Annotated in this window: 7 protein-coding genes; 3 read left to right on the top strand and 4 right to left on the bottom strand. The window is 62.9% G+C overall.

All coding sequences use genetic code 11. The features are described 5' to 3' along the window. A partial coding sequence (locus tag E1K68_RS11625; protein WP_212614888.1) for a non-ribosomal peptide synthase/polyketide synthase occupies positions 1 to 15,509 on the bottom strand: 15,509 nt, incomplete at its 3' end. 209 nt (positions 15,510 to 15,718) lie between these two features. On the opposite strand from E1K68_RS11625, the gene E1K68_RS11620 reads away from it, so the two are divergent. Next, a complete protein-coding gene (locus E1K68_RS11620) occupies positions 15,719 to 15,970 on the top strand; it encodes a type II toxin-antitoxin system HicA family toxin (protein WP_003191939.1) in 252 nt (83 codons plus the stop codon). Continuing rightward, complete coding sequence (locus E1K68_RS11615) at positions 15,967 to 16,332, top strand: type II toxin-antitoxin system HicB family antitoxin (protein ID WP_003191942.1); 366 nt, start codon at positions 15,967 to 15,969, stop codon at positions 16,330 to 16,332. The genes E1K68_RS11620 and E1K68_RS11615 overlap by 4 nt, the downstream gene beginning before the upstream one ends. Here the strand turns inward: E1K68_RS11615 and E1K68_RS11610 are convergent, their stop codons facing one another. Continuing rightward, complete coding sequence (locus tag E1K68_RS11610) at positions 16,333 to 17,505, bottom strand: MFS transporter (protein ID WP_003191943.1); 1,173 nt, start codon at positions 17,503 to 17,505, stop codon at positions 16,333 to 16,335. It abuts the gene before it with no gap. 132 nt (positions 17,506 to 17,637) lie between these two features. On the opposite strand from E1K68_RS11610, the gene E1K68_RS11605 reads away from it, so the two are divergent. Continuing rightward, complete coding sequence (locus E1K68_RS11605) at positions 17,638 to 18,225, top strand: TetR/AcrR family transcriptional regulator (protein WP_212614122.1); 588 nt, start codon at positions 17,638 to 17,640, stop codon at positions 18,223 to 18,225. On the opposite strand, the gene E1K68_RS11600 is transcribed toward E1K68_RS11605, so the two are convergent. Together E1K68_RS11600 and E1K68_RS11595 are read right to left on the bottom strand one after the other, a co-directional pair. Then, complete coding sequence (locus E1K68_RS11600; RefSeq protein WP_212614121.1) at positions 18,209 to 19,564, bottom strand: MATE family efflux transporter; 1,356 nt, start codon at positions 19,562 to 19,564, stop codon at positions 18,209 to 18,211. The genes E1K68_RS11605 and E1K68_RS11600 overlap by 17 nt on opposite strands. An 80-nt stretch (positions 19,565 to 19,644) precedes the next feature. Then, positions 19,645 to 20,475 carry an IclR family transcriptional regulator gene (locus tag E1K68_RS11595; RefSeq protein WP_212614120.1) on the bottom strand — a complete coding sequence of 277 codons (831 nt, stop codon included), beginning with the start codon at positions 20,473 to 20,475 and terminating at the stop codon, positions 19,645 to 19,647. Positions 20,476 to 20,649: the final 174 nt, after the last annotated feature.

The following is a 20,649-nucleotide window of genomic DNA, read 5'->3' as shown; positions in this document are numbered from 1 at the left end:
ATGCGCATCTGGTTGATGTAGTCACCCGAACCTTCGCCGTACAGCGATTGGAACAGCATGCCTTGCTGCATGGGTGACAATGGGTACAGGTCTTCGACCTCAGCCACGTTCAGTGCCAAGCCATCCAACTGGTCCTGGGACAACCGCGCCAAGGGGAAGTCCGACGGCGTCACGCCCTGATGCGCCGACTCGCAACAATGATCAATCAGAGCCTTGAGTTCCAAGGCATAGTCGTCGGCCAAGCACTTGACGGTTGCTTCACCGAACATCGCCTGGCTGAAACTCCAGTTCAACTTCAGCTCACCACCATAGACCTGACCATTGATTTCCAGCCAGTTGCCCAAAGGTGCCTGCGGGCTTTGCTCGGCACCGCTGGCATCAGCGGTCGGCGTGAACAGTCCTGGCTGTTCGCCGCTGTCGAAGCTGGCATCGAACTGCCCCAGATAGTTGAAGGTGATACGTGGCTGCGGCAAGGCCGCCAACGCCTGTTGCGTTGCGGCATTACTCAGGTAACGCAGGGCACCGAACCCCAGGCCCTTGTCGGGCACGGCTCGCAACTGCTCCTTGATGCGCTTCAGGGAGGCAGCCAGGGAATCGGCCGGGGCCAGTTGCACGGGGTAAAGGCTGGTGAACCAACCGACAGTGCGAGTCAGATCGATGTCATCGAACAGATCTTCGCGGCCATGACCTTCAAGCCGGATCAACATAGAAGCCTCGCCGCTCCAGCGCGTAATAACTCGCGCCAGAGCAGTCAACAGCAGGTCATTGATTTGGGTGCGATAGGCACTCGGCGCATCGTGCAGCAAGCGCCGAGTATAGGTGGCATCCAGGTGTGTGCTCACACTCAGCGCCAGTTGGTTGCTCAGACTCGCCTGTGGATCGGCGCCCGGCAAACCGACCGGGCTGCCCTGCAATTGCGTCTGCCACCAAACCAGTTCCTGTTGCAACGCCGGGCTGTGGGCGTAAGTCTGCAGGCGAGCAGCCCAGGCGCGGGTGGCGCTGGTCTTGGCTGGCAGTGTCACAGGTGCGCCTTGGGCCAGTTGCTGATACGTGCTTTGCAAGTCTTCAAGCAGAATGCGCCACGACACACCGTCCACCACCAAGTGATGGATCACCAGCAACAAGCGCTGTGAACCGTCGGCCAACTGCGCCAACACCGCACGCAATAACGGGCCTGCGCCCAGATCGAGACTGCGCTGGGCCTCTTCGCCCAAGGCCTCAAGTTCTTCGACGCTGTTCAATGTGGTTTGCCATAGCACCTGTTCAGCCTGGTGCTGATCCGGCCCACGGTAGGCCGCGCTCCAGCCCTGTGCGCCCTCGATAAAGGTGCTGCGCAAGGCATCATGATGCACGATCAATGCCTGCAGTGCGGCCAACAAAAGCGGTACCTGCAACGGCTGGTGCGGTTGCAGCACCGCAGATTGGTTCCAGTGATGACGCTGGGGAATGTCATCGGCAAAAAAACTGTGTTGCACCGGCAACAACAGCAAATCGCCAGTCAGCGGCGACTGGTCCATCTGCACCACACCGTCGCCTTCCCTCGCGACCGTCGCCAGGCTCTGCACGGTCTGATGCTGGAACAACTCTTTGGGCGTGAAACGCACACCGGCCTGGCGGGCGCGGCTGACCAGCTGAATCGAAATGATCGAATCGCCGCCCAGTTCGAAGAAATTATCATGCAAGCCCACCTGCGGCAGGCGTAGCACATCGGACCAGATCGCGGCGATCTTCTGCTCCAACTCGCTCTGAGGTGCCACATAAGCCTGCTGCATCTGACTTACATCCGGCAGCGGCAAGCCCTTGCGGTCGAGCTTGCCGTTAGGGGTCAGTGGCATACGCTCAAGGAACATCAAGTGCGTCGGCACCATGTAGTCCGGCAAGCGGGTTTTCAAGGCACGGCGCAAGGTTTCGCGACCGGTGGATTGAGCGACAACATCATCCAGGAGCGTCGGGTCCAGTGGTACGACATAGGCCACCAGTTGTTTGCCTGTCGGCCCCTCCTGGGCGACCACCACGGTTTCACCGACACTGGCTTGCTCACGCAAGCGCGCTTCGATTTCCCCCAGTTCGATACGAAAACCGCGGATCTTCACTTGATGGTCCACACGCCCCAGGTAATCCACCACGCCATCCGGACGCCCGCGGGTCAGGTCGCCGCTTCGGTACACGCGACTGCCGGGCTTGCCGAACGGGTCCGGCACGAAGCGTTCTGCGGTTAACGCCGGACGCTCTAGATAACCACGGGCCACGCCCTCGCCGCCCAGGTACAACTCGCCGGCCACGCCGATGGGTTGCAGATTCAGTTGCGCATCCAGCACGTAGCCACTGCGGTTGCCCAGCAAGGTGCCGATGGGCGCATAGACAGCGCCGCAGGGATCGCCTTTGCGGGCCTTCCACAACAACGGTGTAACCACGGTTTCCGTCGGGCCATAGCCGTTGAACAGGTACTTGGGTTTCAGCGCGCGCCAGGCCAGGTCATAGCTGGCTTGAGCAACGGCATCACCGCCGAAGCAATACACCCGCACCGCCGGCGGGTTGCCGTCGCGCTCGGCATGTTCGGCCAACTGTTGCAAGTACACCGGTGGGAACACCGCCATGGTCACGTTGTGGCGGTGCATCTGCTCGTAGGTGTATTCCGGCAGCCACAGGCTGTCGTCACGGATCAACACGCTGGCGCCGTTGATCAGCGGGTGCATCCAGCCTTCGTGGGAACCGTCGAAGGCGAAGGACATGAAGTGCAGTTCGCAATCGGCCGGTGAGGTTTCATAGCGCTCGCCGGTAGCGATGATATGCGCCACCAGCGGCCCGTGTGACACCGCCACGCCCTTGGGCAAACCGGTGGAGCCGGAGGTATAGATCACGTAGGCAAGGTTGTCGCCGTCCAGCGCCACATCCGGTGCCGTATCGCTGTAACCGGCCCACTCTTCGGTGCGATCAATCGCCAGGGTCTCCAGGCCCTCGGGGACTGGCAGTTGCTGCAGCGCCCGGCTGTGAGTCAGCAGCAGTTGCGCACGGCTGTCTTGCATCATGTACAGCAGGCGATCACGTGGGTATTCGATATCCAGCGGCACATACACACCGCCGGCTTTCATCACCGCCAGAAATGCCACCATGCTCTCGGCACTGCGCGGCATGGCGATGGCCACCCGCACTTCCCTGCCGACGCCACGGGCGACCAAGGCATGGGCCAGGCGGTTGGCCTGACGATCCAGCTCGCCGTAACTCAGGGTTTGAGCATCGAATTTCACCGCCACCGCGTCCGGGGTTTCCCGGGCGCGATCACCGACCAATTCGTGCACCAGGCGCTCGGCTGAAAAACCGGCGTCGGTCTGGTTCCACAATTCAAGAATCTGCGGTTGCTCATCCTCGCCCAGCAGGCTCAATTGGCTAATGGGCTGCTGTGGGTCGACCACCATTGCCCGCAACAGGTTCTGCCAATGCCCGGCCATGCGCTCGATGGTCGCCACGGCGAACAGGTCGGTGGCATAACTCAGGGAGGCACGCAGGGCCGTCGGGCTTTCTTCCACATCCAGCGCCAGGTCGAACTGGGCCACGCCCTCGTCCAAATCCAGGACTTCGACGTGCAGGTCGGCCAGGCGATGCAGGTGGCTGTCGGCAGCGCTCACACGGTGGTTGAACAACACTTGGAACAACGGGCTCAGGCTCAGGCTGCGCTCCGGTTGCAATGCCTGCACAAGCTGTTCGAACGGCAGGTCCTGGTGAGCCTGGGCCTCGAGGGAACGCTGACGCACCTGGTGCAGCAATTGCTCGGTGCTCATTTGCCCGTGGATATCGGCCTTGAGCACTTGGGTGTTGACGAAGAAGCCGATCAACCCCTCGGTTTCCAGGCGATTACGGTTGGCAATCGGCACGCCCACGCGCACATCTTCCTGGCCGCTGTAGCGATGCAGCAATGCCTGGTAAGACGCCAGCAGCAGCATCGGCAGCGTGACGCCAGCGTGCTGCGCCAGCGCGCGCAAACTGCCCAACAACTCCGGATGCAACTCGATACCCAAGCGTGCGCCGCGATGGCTTGGCTGTGCCGGGCGCGGGTGGTCGAACGGCAACTCCAGCACCGGTTGCTCGCCGCTCAATTGCTCACGCCAGTAGGCCAATTGACGCGCCTGCTCTCCGGCCTCCATCCAATCGCGCTGCCACACGGCATAATCGGCGTACTGGATCGGCAGCGCCGGCAATTGCACGTCTTGGCCTTGGCTGTTAGCGGCATACGCCTGCACCAACTCCTCGACCATCAACTGCATCGACCAGCCGTCAGAGACGATGTGATGCTGCACCAGCACCAGCACGTGGTCGTCCTCGGCCAGGCGCAGCAAGGTGACCCGCAGCAGCGGCCCACGCAGCAGATCGAAAGGCTGGGCGACCACCTGCGCAACCCGCGCCTTGAGGCCGGCATAGTCGCTGTCGACCTGCTCGATATCGACCCGGCTCTGGGCGTCAATGACTTGAACCGCGCCGGTGGCGTCCTGACGGAAATACGTGCGCAGGCTTTCATGGCGAGCCATCAAGCTATCGAAGCTCTCTTGCAGCGCGGTCAGGTCCAACGGACCCTGCAAACGCAAGGCGCTGGGGATGTGATACGCGGCGCCGGCCGGGTCCAGTTGCCAAAGGAACCATTGGCGCTCCTGGGCATAAGACAGCGGCAGAGGTTGCGTGCGGTCGGCCTTGATCAGCGCAGGCGCGGTGACGCCCTCCTCGCCCAAGGCCCGCACGAAATCACCCAGCAGCGGCTGTTCGAACAAGGCCTTGAGTGGGACTTCCAGCCCCAGGGCTTGACGCACCCGTGACACCACCCGCGTGGCCAGCAATGAATGCCCACCCAACTCGAAGAAATGATCGTCGAGGCCCACCTGGGGTAATTCCAGTACCTCGGCCCAGATCGCCGCCACCTGCTGCTCGCGCGGGGTGACGGGCGCCACATGGCCTTTGAGCGACAGGCTGGCATCCGGTTTGGGCAGTGCCTTGCGGTCGAGCTTACCGTTGGGGGTCAGCGGCAGGCTGTCGAGGAACAGCCACTGCGCTGGCACCATGTAGTCCGGCAGACGCGCGCGCAGCGCGGCTTTATACTCCTGCGGCGCCTGCGGCGCGGTGCTGACCAGGTAAGCGATCAGTCGGTCGTTATCGGCCAGCACCACGGCTTCGCGTACGCCGTCGAACTCACGCAGGCAGGCTTCGATTTCACCCAGCTCGATACGGAAACCCCGCACCTTGACCTGATGGTCGACACGGCCGATGTATTCCACCACGCCGTCGGCCCGATAGCGTGCCAGGTCGCCGGTACGGTACAGGCGTTCGCCCGGAGCCCCAAACGGGTTGGGCACGAAGCGTTCGGCGGTCAGCGCCGGCTGCCCGTGGTAACCGCGCGCCAGGCCGACACCACCGATCAGCAGCTCACCGGACACACCTTGGGGGCATGGCGTGAGACCGGCATTAAGGATGAACAAGCCGGTATTGGCGATGGGCCGTCCAACGAACGGCAATGCCTGGTGCAAACGATGAGCCGCCGACCAGATGGTGGTTTCCGTCGGACCATAGAGGTTCCACAACGGGCCTTGCAGATCGAGCATGCGCTGGGCCAAATCGACGGGCAGCGCTTCGCCACCGCACAGGCAGACGATGCCACGCAGTGAATGAGCCCGTGGGCTGTCGAGCAACATGCGCCAGGTCGAGGGCGTGGCTTGCAGCACATTCGCCGCCTGGCGCTGGGCCAGATCGAGGATCGCCTCCGGGTCGAGGGCCAATGCCTGGTCGCTCAGCAACACGGTACCGCCGACACTCAGCGGCACATACAGCTCCAGAGCGAAGATGTCGAACGAGAAGGTGGTCAGCGACAACAGCCGCGCATCTTGGCCGATACTCAACGTGCCAGCCATGCCGCTGGTGAAGCTGCACAGCGCCTTGTGGCGCACCATCACCCCTTTGGGCTTGCCGGTGGAGCCAGAGGTGTAGATCACGTAGGCCAGATGCTCCGGTGTCACAGCAACCTGGGGGTCGTGCTGCGCTGTGCCGGCATCCTCCACCATCAGCACCTGCACGCCGTGCGGCTGAGCCAGGTGCCCCAGCAGGTGCGGTTGCGTCAGCAATACCCGGGCGCCGCTGTCTTCAAGCATGTAGGCCAGGCGCTCTGCCGGGAATTGCGGGTCGAGCGGCACATAGGCGCCACCGGCCTTGAGGGTCGCGAGCAAGCCAACCACCATGTCCAGGGAACGCTCCACGTGCACCGCCACCAGCACGTCCGGGCCGACGCCCATGTCGATCAGACGATGGGCCAGCCGATTGGCGCGGCGGTTGAGTTCGCCGTAGCTCAGGCGCTCGTCATTGAAGTGCAGCGCAATGGCGTCGGGTTGCGCCGCGGCCTGGGCCTCAAACAACTGGTGTACGCAGCGTTCGCGCGGGTAGTCAGTGTCGCTGCGGTTCCAGTCGTGCACCATTTGCTGCGATTGCGACGGGCTGAGCATCGCCAGGTCGTCCAAGGCCACCGAGGCATCCTGCAGGACCGCGCGCAGCAGGTTTTGCCAATGCTCGGCCAGGCGTTCCGCGGTCGCCGCGTCAAACAGATCCGTGGCGTAAGTCAGCGAGGCCCAGAGACCGTCCACCGATTCCTCGGTTTCCAGGTTCAGGTCGAACTGCGTGCTGTGACCGGCCCAATCCACTGGCTGCAAAGCCAGGCCGGGCAATTGCACCGGGGCTGAACGCAGGCTGTCCTGATGGTTGAACATCACTTGGAACAGCGGGTTATGGCTCAGGCTGCGCTCGGGCTGCAACACTTGCACAAGCTGCTCGAACGGCAGGTCCTGATGGGCCTGCGCCTCCAGAGCACGCAGCTTGACCTGGGCCAGCAACTGGTCGAACGGCATCTGTCCGTGCACGTCAGCTTGCAGCACCTGGGTGTTGACGAAAAAGCCCAGCAGTCGTTCGGTTTCGAAGCGATTACGGTTGGCGACCGGCACGCCGACACGCACCTGCGACTGGCCGCTGTAGCGGTGCAGCAAGGTCTGGAACGAGGCCAGCAACAGCATGAACAGCGTCACGTCCTGACGCTGGGCCAGGGCCTTGAGTTCAGTCAGCAGCGCACGCTCCAGATGAATCTTACGGCGCGCACCACGATGGCTCTGCACTGCGGGGCGCGGATGGTCGAGGGGCAGGTCCAGCAGCGAATGTTCGTGACCCAGACGAGCGCACCAGTAATCGAGCTGGCGTTGTTGTTCCCCTGCCGCCATCCAGTCGCGCTGCCACTGGGCATAGTCGGCGTACTGGATCGGCAAGGCCGGCAAGCCAGCGTCGCCTTGGTACAGCGCCACCCACTCGTCGATCATCACTTGCATCGACCAGCCGTCAGAGATGATGTGGTGCTGGGTGATGACCAGCACATGGTGATCAGGCGCGACGATCAGCAACTTGACGCGCATCAGCGGGCCGTTGCGCAGGTCGAACGGGCGCTGGATCTCTTCGGTGACTGCCTGCTCAATAACGCCGGCGTCGACCTTTTGTTGTTCAACCGGCACTGCCAGGCTTGGGTGGATGACTTGCACAGTGTGCTCGCCCGACTCCACAAAGGTGGTGCGCAGCGGTTCATGGCGCTGCACCAGGGCCTCGACGGCGCGCTCCAGCGCCGCGATGTCGAATTCACCGCGCAGGTGCAAAGCGGTGGGCACATGATAGGCCGCGCTGGTGGGATCCAATTGCCAGAGAAACCACTGCCGTTCCTGAGCAAATGACAACGCCAGTGGCTGGTCACGGCCAACTGCCTGGATCACGGGCGCCGTATCGACCTGCACGCCTGCGCACGCCGCAGCAAAGGCTGCCAGCGTCGGCTGTTCGAACAGCGCCCGCAACGGCACTTCCAGCTTGAGGTCGTGGCGCACCCGGGAGATCACTTGGGTAGCCAACAAAGAGTGGCCGCCGCGTTCGAAGAAGTGATCTTCCAGGCCAACCTGCTCGACCTGCAACACTGCTTGCCAGATCGCCGCCAACTGGATTTGCAATGGACTCTGCGGCGCCACGTAGGTGGTGCTAGCCTGGTTCAGGTCGGGTGTGGGCAGTGCACGGCGGTCGAGCTTGCCGTTGTGGTTCAACGGCAAGGCATCAAGGGCCACCCAATGGCCCGGCACCATGTAGTCCGGCAATGTCTGGCGCAAGCGCGCTGCCAGTGCCTGGGTCGCCAGCGCTTGGCCTTCGGCTGGCACCACGTACGCCACCAACTGCACGCCGGTCGCGCTCGGCTGCGCAAGCACGGCGGCTTCGCGCACATTGGGCAAGGCTTGCAGGCTGGCTTCGATTTCGCCCATTTCGATACGCAGGCCACGAATCTTCACTTGATGGTCGATACGCCCGACGTACTCCAGCGCACCCGCCGGGTTGTACCGGGCCAGGTCGCCACTGCGATAAAGCCGCGCACCGGGCGTGGCGGAAAACGGGTCCGGCAAGAAGCGCTCGGCGGTCAGCGCCGGGCGGTCGAAGTAGCGTTGCGCCAAGCCAACCTCGGCGCCAATGCACAGCTCGCCCACGCCATCGGTGGCCAACAGTTCGAAACCGTTGTCGAGTACATACAGCGCGCGCCCGGCAATCGCCTGCCCGATTGGCACGCCGTAGGCGTCGTTGGCATCGGCCAATTGGCACTCATGCACACTGGACACAACCGTGGCTTCGGTGGGCCCGTAGGTGTTGACCAGGCGCACATTGCCCAAGCCCGCGGCGTACCACGCACGCACGCCTTCCACTGACATGGCTTCACCACCCACATGCACCTGGCGCAGCTTGCCCAGGGAGCGACGGTGCTCGGCGCATTCCTGCGCCAACAGGTACCAGTAGGCGGCGGGCAAATCGGCCAGAGTCACGCCCTGCTCAACGATTTCTCGCGCCAGTTGCCCGGCGTCCCAGAGTTCATCGCCACGCATGATCAACGCCGCACCCGCACACAGGGGCGGGAAGCACTGTTCGACAAAACCATCGAAACTGAAGGTCGCAAACTGCAACACGCGGTCCTCGGCGCTCAGTCGGCTGTACAGCGTGGCGCTGTCGCAGAACTGGCCGAGGGCGGCATGGTCGATGGCCACACCCTTGGGCTGGCCGGTGGAGCCAGAGGTGTAGATCACGTAGGCCAGGTCAGCCGCCGCTGCGTGATTAGGCGGATTGGTCGTCGGGTAGCCGGTGAGCTCCTCGCCAAAGGCGCTGAAATCCACGCGGGTCAGGCCGCGGGGCAAAGGCAAGTCGGCGAGCAAGCCGGTTTCGCTGAGCAGCAGGTCCAGGCGGCTGTCGGCGAGCATGTAGGCCAAACGCTCCGCCGGGTATTTAGGGTCCAGCGGTACGTAGGCCGCCCCGCTTTTGAGCACTGCCAGCAGGCTGACGATCAACTGCGGGCCACGCCGCGAAGCCAGGCCCACCCGTTGGCCGGGGCCGACACCCAGCGCCAACAGGCGATGGGCCAGGCGGTTGGCGCGCTGGTTCAACTGGGCGTAGCTCACGCTGGCGTCACCGGCCTGCACAGCCAGGGCGTCCGGCGTCGCCTCGGCCTGGGCGGCTATACGCTGATGCACGCGCTCGTTGGCCTGTGGCGCTGCGGCTGAGCGGCTCAGCGCGAGCATCTGCTGTTGCGCAGGGGCGTCGAGAAGGCGCAGGTTGCCCAGCGGCATGTGAGCGTCTGCGAGCAATTGCGCCAGCACGTGTTGCAGGTTGGCGCTCAACTGCGCCACTTGCGCCTCGCTGAACTGGGCACGGTCATAGCTGAACTCCAGGCGCAGGCTGGCGCCCAGTTCGATGCCCAGGGTTAATGGATAGTGCGTGCGCTCATGGTTGTGCAGGCGACCGAAGGTCAGGCCGGCCGGCGCGCCTTGCTTGAGCGCCTCGGCGACCGGGAAGTTCTCGAACACCAGCAAGGTGTCGAACAGCGCGCCTTGCTGGCCGGCCCAGCCCTGGATGTCGTAGAGCGGCACATGTTCATGGTCGCGCAGGCTGAGGTTGAGCACTTGCAGTTCGCTGAGCCAAGTCGCAGCCGACTGGGCTGGCGAGGCTGCGCTGATGATCGGCAACGTGTTGATGAACAGGCCCAGTTGCTGCTCGATCCCCGGCAGCGGCGCGGAACGCCCGGCCACCGTGGCACCGAAGGCGACGCAGTCCTGGCCGGTGTAGCGTTGCAGCAACAGGCTCCAAGCCCCTTGCAACAGGGTATTGAGGGTGACTTTGTGCTGGCGTGCGAACTCGCCGAGGCGGCGGGTAAAGTTGCTCTCCAGTGCCACGTGATGGTCAGCCATGCCCACCCCGTCGACCGGCGTGCGCAGCGCTTGCGCCAGCAGAGTCGGCGCCGGCAATGCCGCCAGGGCGGTTTTCCAGAACGCCTCGCCCGAGGACTGTTGTTGCAGCCAGGCGAGGTAATCGCGGAACTGCCCGAGCGGCGCCGGTACTGCCTGCCCCGCATAATGCGCGATGACCTCGGCGAGCAACTGCGCGTTACTCCAGCCGTCCATGAGGATGTGGTGGCTGGTGAAGATAAAGTGCCAGGCCGCACCGGCACCACGCACCAGCGTCAGGCGAAACAGCGGCGCGGCATTCAGGGCAAAACCACGTTCGCGTTCGGCGTGGGCCAGGGTGTCGAAGTCGGCGTTTGGGTCTTCGATCACTTGCAGTTGCAGGTCGACCTGGCGCTGGATCAGCTGATGAGCACTGTCCAGGCCCAGCCAATGGAAGCTGCTGCGCAGGATGTCATGGCGATCCAGTGCAGCCTGCCAGGCACGCCCGAAAGCGAGCACATCGAGGCCCTCGATGTCGAGGCGCAACTGGTTGATGTAGGCCTGGGCCTCGGGTTCCAACAGGGTGTGGAACAGCATGCCTTGCTGCATCGGCGACAGCGGATAAAGGTCGGCAATCGCCGGCCCGGCCACGGGCAACGCATCCAGTTGCTGCTGGGTGAGGCGTGCCAGCGGGAAATCCGACGGGCTCACCTGGCCTGCCGGCGTGGCACAGCAATGCTCGATCAGCGCATTGAGTTCGGCTGCGTACTCATCCGCCAGACGCTGCACAGTTGCCGCCTCGAACATCTCTCGACTGAAGCCCCATTGAAGCGACAGCTCACCGCCATACACCTGCCCTTCCACCGTCAACCAGTTGGCCAGCGGTGCCTCTGCATCCTGAGCCTGCCCACTGCCCTGGCGGGCCGGCACGAACAGTGCCGAGTCATTGAACTGGCGGTCGAACTGGCCCAGGTAGTTGAACGTGATGCGCGGCGCGGCCAGGGTCGACAACGCTTCGCGGGTGTCAGGCGTGCCGAGGTAACGCAACAGGCCGTAGCCAATGCCTTTGTTCGGCACGGCGCGCAGTTGCTCCTTCACCGACTTGATCGCCGCCGACAGTTCCCCTTCGGCGTGCAGGCGCACCGGGTACAGGCTGGTGAACCAGCCGACGGTGCGGCTCAGGTCGATGTCGTCAAACAGGTCTTCCCGACCATGACCTTCCAATTGAATGAGCGCAGCAGGTTGCTCGCTCCAACGGCTGATCACCCGCGCCAGGGCGGTCAACAGCAGGTCGTTGACCTGGGTGCGATAGGCCGCTGGCGCGTCTTGCAGCAGTCGGCGGGTGTGCTCGACGTCGAGGCGTGTTTCCAGCTTGGCACCCAGGCGGTTTTGCAGGCCGCCTTCGGGGTGATCACACGGCAGCTCGGCGTCGATGGATTGGGCTTGCCAGTACGGCAGTTGCTGGTCGAGGGACTGCGCGTGGCGGTGCAACTGTTGCGCCCAGCGCTGGTAGGCACTGGTTTTCGCCGGCAGCGCCTGGTCGCGGTAGGCCTGTTGCAGGTCTTCAAGCAGGATGCGCCAGGACACGCCATCCACCACCAGGTGGTGGATCACCAGCAGCACACGTTGGCTGCCATCGGCCAAATTCACCAACGCGGCGCGCAGCAGCGGGCCTTGGGCAAGGTCAAGGCTGCGCTGGGCTTCATCACACAGCGCCGCCAGTTCGGCGTCGGTGCTGGCCTGGCATTGCCACAACAGCGGTTCGCTGACGTAGGCGGCATGGCTCTGCTGCCAGCCGTCAGCCTGCTGCACAAAACGCAGGCGCAAGGCGTCGTGATGCTGGATCAACCGCGCCAGCGCTGCCTCCAACCGTGCAGGCTCAAGCACCTCGCCGGGCACCAGCAACAAGGATTGATTCCAGTGATGCCGCGCCGGGATCGGCTGGTCGAAAAAGCTGTGTTGCACGGGCGTCAGCATGACCTCGCCGCTGACCGGGCCCTGGTCGATCAGGCTGACCTGCTCAAAGCGCGCCACCAGGGCCAGGCTGCGGATGCTCTGGTACTGGAACAGGTCACGCGGGCTCAGGCGAATGCCGGCCTGACGGGCGCGGCTGACTACTTGGATGGAGATGATCGAATCGCCGCCCAGCTCGAAGAAGTTATCGTCCTGGCCGACCTCCTCAACGCCCAGTACGTCGCTCCAGATGGCAGCCAGGGCTGTTTGCAGGTCGCCTTGGGGGGCGACAAACGCCTGTTGCAGTGCCGCGTCTGGCACTGGCAACGCCTTGCGATCGAGCTTGCCATTGGCGGTCACCGGCAGCTTGGGCAGCGCAATGAAATGCGTCGGCACCATGTATTCCGGCAAGCTGCTGAGCAACCAGGCCTTGAGGTCCGTTGGCGCCTCGCCTGGGTGCACCAGATAGGCGACCAACTGCTTGCCGCCATGTACCAGTACCACGGCTTCGCGCACGTGTGGATGCTGCATCAGGCGTGCTTCGATTTCGCCCAGCTCGATACGCAAGCCGCGCAACTTGACCTGATGATCGAGACGGCCGAGGTATTCGATCACCCCATCGGCACGTTGGCGCACGCGGTCACCGGTGCGATACAGGCGCTCGCCCATCACGAACGGGCTGGGCACAAAACGTTCGGCGGTCAGCGCCGGGCGTCGGTGGTAACTGCGCGCCAGGCCAACGCCGCCGAGATAGAGTTCGCCGCTGACGCCAGCCGGCACCGGGTTGAGTTGTGCGTCCAGCACGTAGGTGCCGAGGTTGGCGATGGGGCGGCCGATGGGCACGCTGTCGACGCCTTCGTCAATGCAGGTCCAGTGCGTGACGTCGATGGCCGCCTCGGTCGGGCCATAGAGGTTGTACAGCGCCGCAGCGGGCAACTTGGCGAACACTTGCTGTTGCGCATCCAGGGGCAAGGCTTCGCCGCTGCACACAATGCGCGCGAGGCTCGCGCACGCCTGTACGCCCGGCTCATGGATAAACGCCTGCAACATCGACGGCACGAAGTGCAAGGTGGTGATGGCGTGCCGGCCAATGGTGTCAATCAGGCGCGCCGGTTCACGGTGCTCGCCAGGCGCCGCGACCACCAGGCGTGCGCCGCTCATCAGCGGCCAGAAGAACTCCCACACCGACACATCAAAGCTGAATGGGGTTTTCTGCAAGACCGCGTCATTGGCACCCAGGCCATACGCCTGTTGCATCCAGCTCAAGCGGTTGACCAACGCGCGATGGCTGTTGCCAGCGCCTTTGGGCTTGCCGGTGGAGCCCGAGGTGTAGATCACATAGGCCAGGTTCAGGGCATGCAGGGCCACGTTCGGCGATTCGCTGCTGTATCCGTCGAGCCATAGCGCCGGCTGGTCCAGGGCAATCACCTGGATACCGGCGACGGGCAGCGACGCCAGCAGGCTCTGCTGGCTGAGTAACAACTGAATGCCACTGTCTTCGATCATGTAGGCCAGGCGTTCCTGGGGGTACTCAGGGTCGAGGGGCACGTAGGCGCCACCGGCCTTGAGAATCGCCAGCAGGCCAACCACCATTTCGATGGAGCGCTCGATGCAGATACCCACCAATACGTCGGGCCCTACGCCCTGCTCGCCCAGGGCATGGGCCAATTGGTTGGCGCGCGCATCCAGTTGGGCGTAGGTCAAGGTGGTGGTACCGAACACCAGTGCCGGAGCATCGGGGCTGCGCCGTGCCTGGTCTTCGATCAGGTGATGAATGCCGCGCTCGGTCGGGTACGCCTCGGCGGTCTGGTTCCAGGTGTGGAGCAACCGTTGCTGTTCAGCCGCGTCAAGCATGGGCAATTCGCCAATGCGCTGTTCGCCATCGAGCACCATGGCTTGCAACAGGCTGATCCAATGCCGGGCCATGCGCTCGATGGTGGGCGTATCGAACAAGTCATTGGCGTAGGTCAGCGCGGCATGCAGGGTGCCGGACTTTTCATAGGTGTCCAGGGTCAGGTCGAACTGGGTGGTGCGGCCTTGCCATTCCACCAGGGCCAATTCCAGACCCGATGCGGTACTGACCGAGGCGATGTCGGCGACTACCGGCTGATGGTTATACATCACCTGAAACAGCGGCGTGTGGCTCAGGCTGCGCTCGATTTTCAGCGCTTCCACCAGACGTTCAAAGGGCAATTCCTGATGAGCCTGGGCGCCCAGGGCATGCTCCTTGATACCTTGCAGCAACTCGGCAACCCGCGTTTGCCCAGTCAGTTCGGTGCGCAACACCTGGGTGTTGACGAAGAAACCGATCAGGCCCTCGACTTCGGTGCGATTGCGATTGGCAATCGGCACACCGACGCGAATGTCGCTTTGGCCGGTATAGCGGTGCAACAGCACATTGAAGGCACCGAGCAGCAGCATGAACAGGGTGACGTTGTGTTTTTGCGCGCAACTGCGCAGTTGCGCGGCCAGTGCCGGCTCAATCGCGAAGTTATGCCGTGTGCCCTGGTAGCTGGGCATCGCGGGGCGTGGGTGATCAGTGGGCAGTTCCAGCACCGGATGCTCATCACCCAGGCGGGCCTGCCAATATTCCAATTGGCGCGCCTGCTCGCCCGCTTCCAGCCAGCGGCGCTGCCACAGGGCGTAGTCGCTGTATTGGATGGGCAGCGCCGGCAGTTGGGGCGCTTCGTCGCGCTCGTGGGCGTCATAGCAACGGATGAATTCGTCGATCAGCACATTCATCGACCAACCGTCGGAGACGATGTGGTGCAGGGTCAGCAGCAGCACGTGTTCCTGCTCGGCAAGCTTGAGCAGTTGCACGCGCAGCAGTGGCCCATGTTCCAGGTCGAACGGCAACAGCGATTGACGGGTGGCGGCGGCGTTGACGGCCTGCTCCCGCGCATCAAAGGCCAAGGCGGTGAAGTCCAGGTGCTCGACGGCCACCGACGGCTCCACCGCCACCTGCGCCAGCCGCTCATCGGCCTGACGCTGGAACACTGTGCGCAGGGTTTCGTGACGCGCCACCAGGCTGGCGAACGCTTGCTCCAGCGCTGGCAGGCTCAACACGCCACTTAAACGCACCGCGCCGGGCAAATTGTAGGCGCCACTGGCCGGGTCCAACTGCCATAGAAACCACATGCGCTGCTGTGCGTAGGACAGCGCCTGGCGGTCCTCCACCTCCACCCCTGCCGGAATCGGAAACCTTGAAAAATCCACGCCTTCTTTCTGCAAGGCTTGCAGGAACAATTGGCGTTTTTCCAGGGGCAGCCCGATAAACCGGCGAGCAAGTTTCAAGGAGTCTTCAGCATTCATTTCTTGGAATCCGGGGCAATAGGCGGGAAGCACAAAGGCACGTCGTCCCTATAAAACGAACCGGGCGGAGAAAAATTAGCGGGGGGATGGGGGCGTCGAGTGAGCTGTCATCGGGGGTTACATCAATCCCCGGGAAGCGACGCGAACCTGGGCTAGCATTGACGAACACCACTTTTTGCAACTACATTTAGTTACACGCAGGGAACGCCGTGTCCAAAAATGAAAAGCTGCTCGCCAAACTGCTCAATGAGCACATGGCATTTACTTGGTCTGAGCTCGTCACGTTATTACGCCGATTGGGATACACACAGATTGAAGGGGCCGGAAGCCGGGTCAAGTTCGACATGGGCGACCCCAGTGCAATGATCACCCTGCACAAGCCTCACCCCGGCAACGAACTGAAACACTACATTCGGCGCCAGATCATCGAACAATTGAAATCAGGAGAACTGATTCCATGAATAACCAACTGAAACACAAAGGCTACATCGGCTCCATCGAAGCCAGCCTCGAAGACAACTGCCTGTTCGGCAAGATCCTCTTCATCAAGGCGCTGGTGAGCTACGAAGGCAAGACCGTCGCTGAACTGGACACGGCTTTCCGTGAAGCCGTGGATGATTATCTAGCCACTTGCCAGAGCCTGGGCCAAACGCCGGAGAAACCGTGCAAAGGTTCATTCAACGTACGCGTCGGGCATGACTTGCATCTGGCCGCAGCCCTGGCGGCAACCCGTAAGAAAGTGACGTTGAATGATCTCACGCGTCAAGCGCTGAACGAATTTCTGCAGCATCACTACCCAGAGCCATGCCCGACGATTGGCTGACTATCCTAATCGCCGGTAACCCAATACCGCCGAGCCCGCTACCACCGCCCCCGCCGCCAGCGCCACCCAGAACCCGCTGGTGGCACCAAAATGGTCGATCATCCACCCCGAACTGGCAGCGCCAATGGCCACGCCGATGCTCAGGCCGGTGATCAGCCAGGTCATGCCTTCGGTCAGGCGGCTGGCCGGGACGATCTGCTCCACCATGGCCATCGACACAATCAAGGTGGGCGCGAAGAACAACCCGGAGATAAAGATGGCAGCGGCCAAGCCGGGAATATTGCTCACCAGCAGCAAGGGCAAGGTGGTCAACGCCGTGGCTACGCCGCAGTACAGGAACTGACGTGGCAACGGTGCCTTGAGCTTGAGGGCACCGAAGGCCAACCCGGCCAGGCACGAACCAATGGCATACACCGACAGCACGATACTCGCCGCCGCCGGCTGGCCCTGATGCTGGGCGAAGGCCACGCTGACCACATCCACCACGCCGACAATCACGCCCATGGCCAGCAGCAAAATCATCAGGATCAATACCGATGGCGAAGCAATCAGCCAGCGACCGTGCGCGCCTTGATGCGCGTGTATCGGTGGTTCGGTTTGCCGTTGCAGCACAAAGGTGGTGACGCCCACCGCCAGCAACAGCGCCGCCACCAAGGGCCCGGCTTCTGGGAACACCGCCACGCTCAACCCCACCGAAATAGGCGGGCCGATGATGAAGCACACCTCATCGAGTACCGACTCCAGGGCAAACGCGGTTTGCAGCCTGGGCTGGCCACGGTACAACTCGGTCCAGCGCGCCCGCACCATAGCGGACATATTGGGCATGCAGCCCGCCAGCGCGGCGAACAGAAACAGCGTCCAATTCGGCGCCTGCAACCGCGTACACAGCAGCAACATCAATAGCGCCCCGCCGCCGATCAGCGCCGCAACCGGCAGCACCCTGCCCTGGCCGTAGCGGTCTACCCAACGTGACACTTGCGGCGCGCAAATCGCCGTGGCCAGGGCAAACACCGCCGCCACCGAACCGGCCAGGCCATAGCCTCCATGTACCTGGGACAGCATGGTAATCAGGCCGATGCCGGTCATGGATATCGGCATGCGTGCCAGCATGCCGGCGAGTACAAAGGCCCTGGCACCGGGGACCTGGAATAATTCAGCGTAGGGGTTTGCCATCCTGCTTGACCTCTTGCTCGACGCCCTGGGCTTGCTATCTGAAACCATCAGGGCAGAATACATACGGTGCGTATGTGGCAGATCATGCTTCGCATACGCAGCGTATGTCAATCACTTAGCCAAGAGACGCCCATGAGCCGAGCCCGAGCTGAAATGATCGAAGACACCCGCGCCCGCCTGATAGCGAGCGCACGCCGGGCCTTCGCCACCCAAGGCTATGCCAATACCTCGATGGATGACTTTACTGCCCGTGCCGGCCTGACGCGCGGTGCGCTGTATCACCACTTTGGTGACAAGAAAGGGCTGCTGGCGGCGGTGGTCGCTCAACTGGACAGCGAGATGGACGCGCGCTTGCAACGCATCTCGGAGCAGGCCGTAGAGCCTTGGAGTGGTTTTTGCGAGCGCTGCCGGGCTTATCTGCGCATGGCCCAGGACCCGGAAATCCAGCGCATTGTATTGCAGGATGCCCCGGCGGTACTGGGCGACACCGGCTCCCAGCAACACTGCGTGGAGTCCTTGCGCCAATTGCTGGAGGCCCTGATGCAAGCGGACCTGATGCCTACGGCCCCCAGCCACGCACTGGCGCAGTTGATCAACGGCAGCCTGGTCAATACCGCGTTGTGGATTGCCCGCGATGAACACCCGAGCACACGGCTGGAGGAAGGCTTGCAAGGCCTGGAGCTGCTCTTGCAGGGGTTGAGCCTCACACCAACCGCTTGATCTGCTTATGCCGCCACACCAAGCGGTAATAGGCGATCTGCAATACCAGCATCGCCAGGTAGGTCACCGGAAATGCCATCCACACCCCTTCCAATCCAAAGTGGGCGTTGAACAGATAGGCCATCGGCAGTTCCACGCCAAGCACGCAGAAGATCGAGATCGCCACCGGCATCAGCACCACGCCGCTGGCGCGCATGATGCCGCCAATCACCGCCTGGAAGCCAAATACGAGGATGCTCCAGAGCATGATGTGCAGCAGGTGTTCGGCCCGCACCCGTGCGCTGTCGTCGGTGATGAACAGGCCCAGCAACCAGTGGGACAGCCCATAGCCGAGCACGATCAAGCCACCGGTAAGGCACAGGTTGATCACCAGCCCCGTGCGCAGGATCGGCCCGATACGCTCCAGGCGCCCGGCGCCAATCGCCTGGGCGCCGAGGATCGAGGCGGTAATGGCAATCGACAGCGCCGGGAACTGCACATAGTTGACGATCTGCGTCACCGCGCCATAGGCCGCCGTGGCCTGGGAACCGTGGCCGTTGACCAAGGCCAGGATGACCAGTTCCGACAGCGACAACACCACCATCTGCAAGCCCGTCGGCAGGCCGATACGCAGGACTTTGCCGAGGATGACGCGGTCCAGGCGCAAGGCCGCAAGCAGCTCGCGGTCTGGCGCCATCACGTGGTTTTTGTGGCGCAGGCGCAGGACCAAAAACAGCATTGCCAAGGCGTTGCCCACCAGCCCGGCATACACCGCACTCTGGATGCCCATGGGTGGCAGGCCGATCCAGCCGCGAATCAGCGCAGGCGTCAGCAGCAAGCCCACCAGGGTCGAGACCATCAATGCCAGCAACGGCGAAATCGTGTCGCTGACCCCACGCAACAGTTGGGTATAGAGGATGAACACCAGCAGCAACGGCATGATCAACATCATCATCTGGGCGTAGCCCACCGCATCGTCGAGCACATCGACCGGCGTGCCCAACGCCTGCAATGCCGGGCGCGCAAACAGGCTGCCCAGCACAGCGGCCACCAGGCCCACCAACGCGCCCAAGGTCAGGGTGGCACCGGTAATCACCTTGACCATTCCGGTCTCCTGGGCGCCCCATGCCTGGCCGATCAACACCGAGGCGCCCGCCCCCAGGCCGATCACCAGGGCGATAAAGAAAAACACGATGGGAAACATCCCCGACACCGCGGCCAAGGCCTGGGTGCCCAGCATCTGGCCGACGTAAATGCCGTTGAGGGTGCCGGAAAAGCTCTGCAGGAAATTGGACAGCACCATCGGTGCCAGGAACAACAGATAGATTTGCCACAGCGGACGTTGCAAAGGGTTTTGCATGAAAAATGGGGCCTCGAATCACGAAAGCGTCTCAGGGTTATACCGTAACTGGATCCAATATGCTGTTGTGAGGGCTTGACTTAACCACCAAAGGTTTGCGACGGCCTGTGCAATGTCGGATCAAACGGATTGAGCCGCGGCCCGATGGCCGCCGCCTCGCGCTTGAGCAACTCCACCACCATCGGCAAGCGGCTCGGTCCCAGACGGTCGCTGATGGTCGCCACGCTCAATGCCGCGACCGCGTACCCGTCTCGGTTGAGAATCGGCACCGCCAGCCCCGCCATGCCTTCCAGCACACCGGTGTTGCGTGCCGCATAACCCAGGTTGCGCACACTCTCCACTTCGGAGCGCAGCAGCACTTCGTCATACAGGTGGAAATCCTTGAGCCGTGGCAGGTTGTAGCGGATCACAGTCTCGCGCTCCTCTTCCGGCAAAAACGCCAGGATCGCCAGGCTGCCCTGCCCCACGCCCAGGGCCACGCGCCCGCCTATATCACCGGTGAAGGTACGGATCGGGTACGGGCCCTCGCTGCGGTCCAGGCAAATGGCGTCGAAGCCTGAGCGCGCCAGCAAGAAGAGCGAGTCGCCCAGCGAAGCGCTCAGGCGCAACAGGCTGGGGCGCACCAGGTCGCGCAGGTTACCGGTCTTGCCTGCGTTGGCCGCCAACGCGAAGAACTCCAGGCTCAGGCGATAGCGTTTGCTGCGCACATCCTGCTCAACCATGCCTTCCTCCATAAGGCTGCGCAGCAGGCGATGAGTGGTGGGTTGGGACAAGCCCACCTGTTGGGCGAGCTGGGTAACCCGCTCGCCCCCCTCCGGCACCTCCCCCAAGGCTCGCAGCACGGCAAACAATCGGGACACGCTGCCCGCACCGATATCCTTGCCGCCGTTATTCCGCTCAATGGAATCCATAACACCTAATCTCGCTAATAATTCTGCTCAATGAATAAATATTAAAATAGTAGTCCGCTGAGTGAAATTCTATCTTCCACCCATCCTAGTCTTCGTCCTAATCTGCGTCCACAGGGGCGAAATGAACAACAACCGGCAGCCGACTTGAGATCGAGCGCCAACGCACCGGCACCG

The organism is Pseudomonas sp. B2021, from assembly GCF_018135665.1.
Lineage (GTDB): Bacteria > Pseudomonadota > Gammaproteobacteria > Pseudomonadales > Pseudomonadaceae > Aquipseudomonas > Aquipseudomonas lactis.
Note: the sequence above shows the minus strand (reverse complement) of the source record. Positions and strands in the feature narration are given on the sequence as shown.

Bases quoted from the DNA above. Each gene is read 5' to 3' on its own strand.
- E1K68_RS11615 (WP_003191942.1), top strand. From the start codon at position 15,967: ATGAATAACCAACTGAAACACAAAGGCTACATCGGCTCCATCGAAGCC.
- E1K68_RS11610 (WP_003191943.1), bottom strand. From the start codon at position 17,505: ATGGCAAACCCCTACGCTGAATTATTCCAGGTCCCCGGTGCCAGGGCC.
- E1K68_RS11595 (WP_212614120.1), bottom strand. From the start codon at position 20,475: ATGGATTCCATTGAGCGGAATAACGGCGGCAAGGATATCGGTGCGGGC.
- E1K68_RS11605 (WP_212614122.1), top strand. From the start codon at position 17,638: ATGAGCCGAGCCCGAGCTGAAATGATCGAAGACACCCGCGCCCGCCTG.
- E1K68_RS11600 (WP_212614121.1), bottom strand. From the start codon at position 19,564: ATGCAAAACCCTTTGCAACGTCCGCTGTGGCAAATCTATCTGTTGTTC.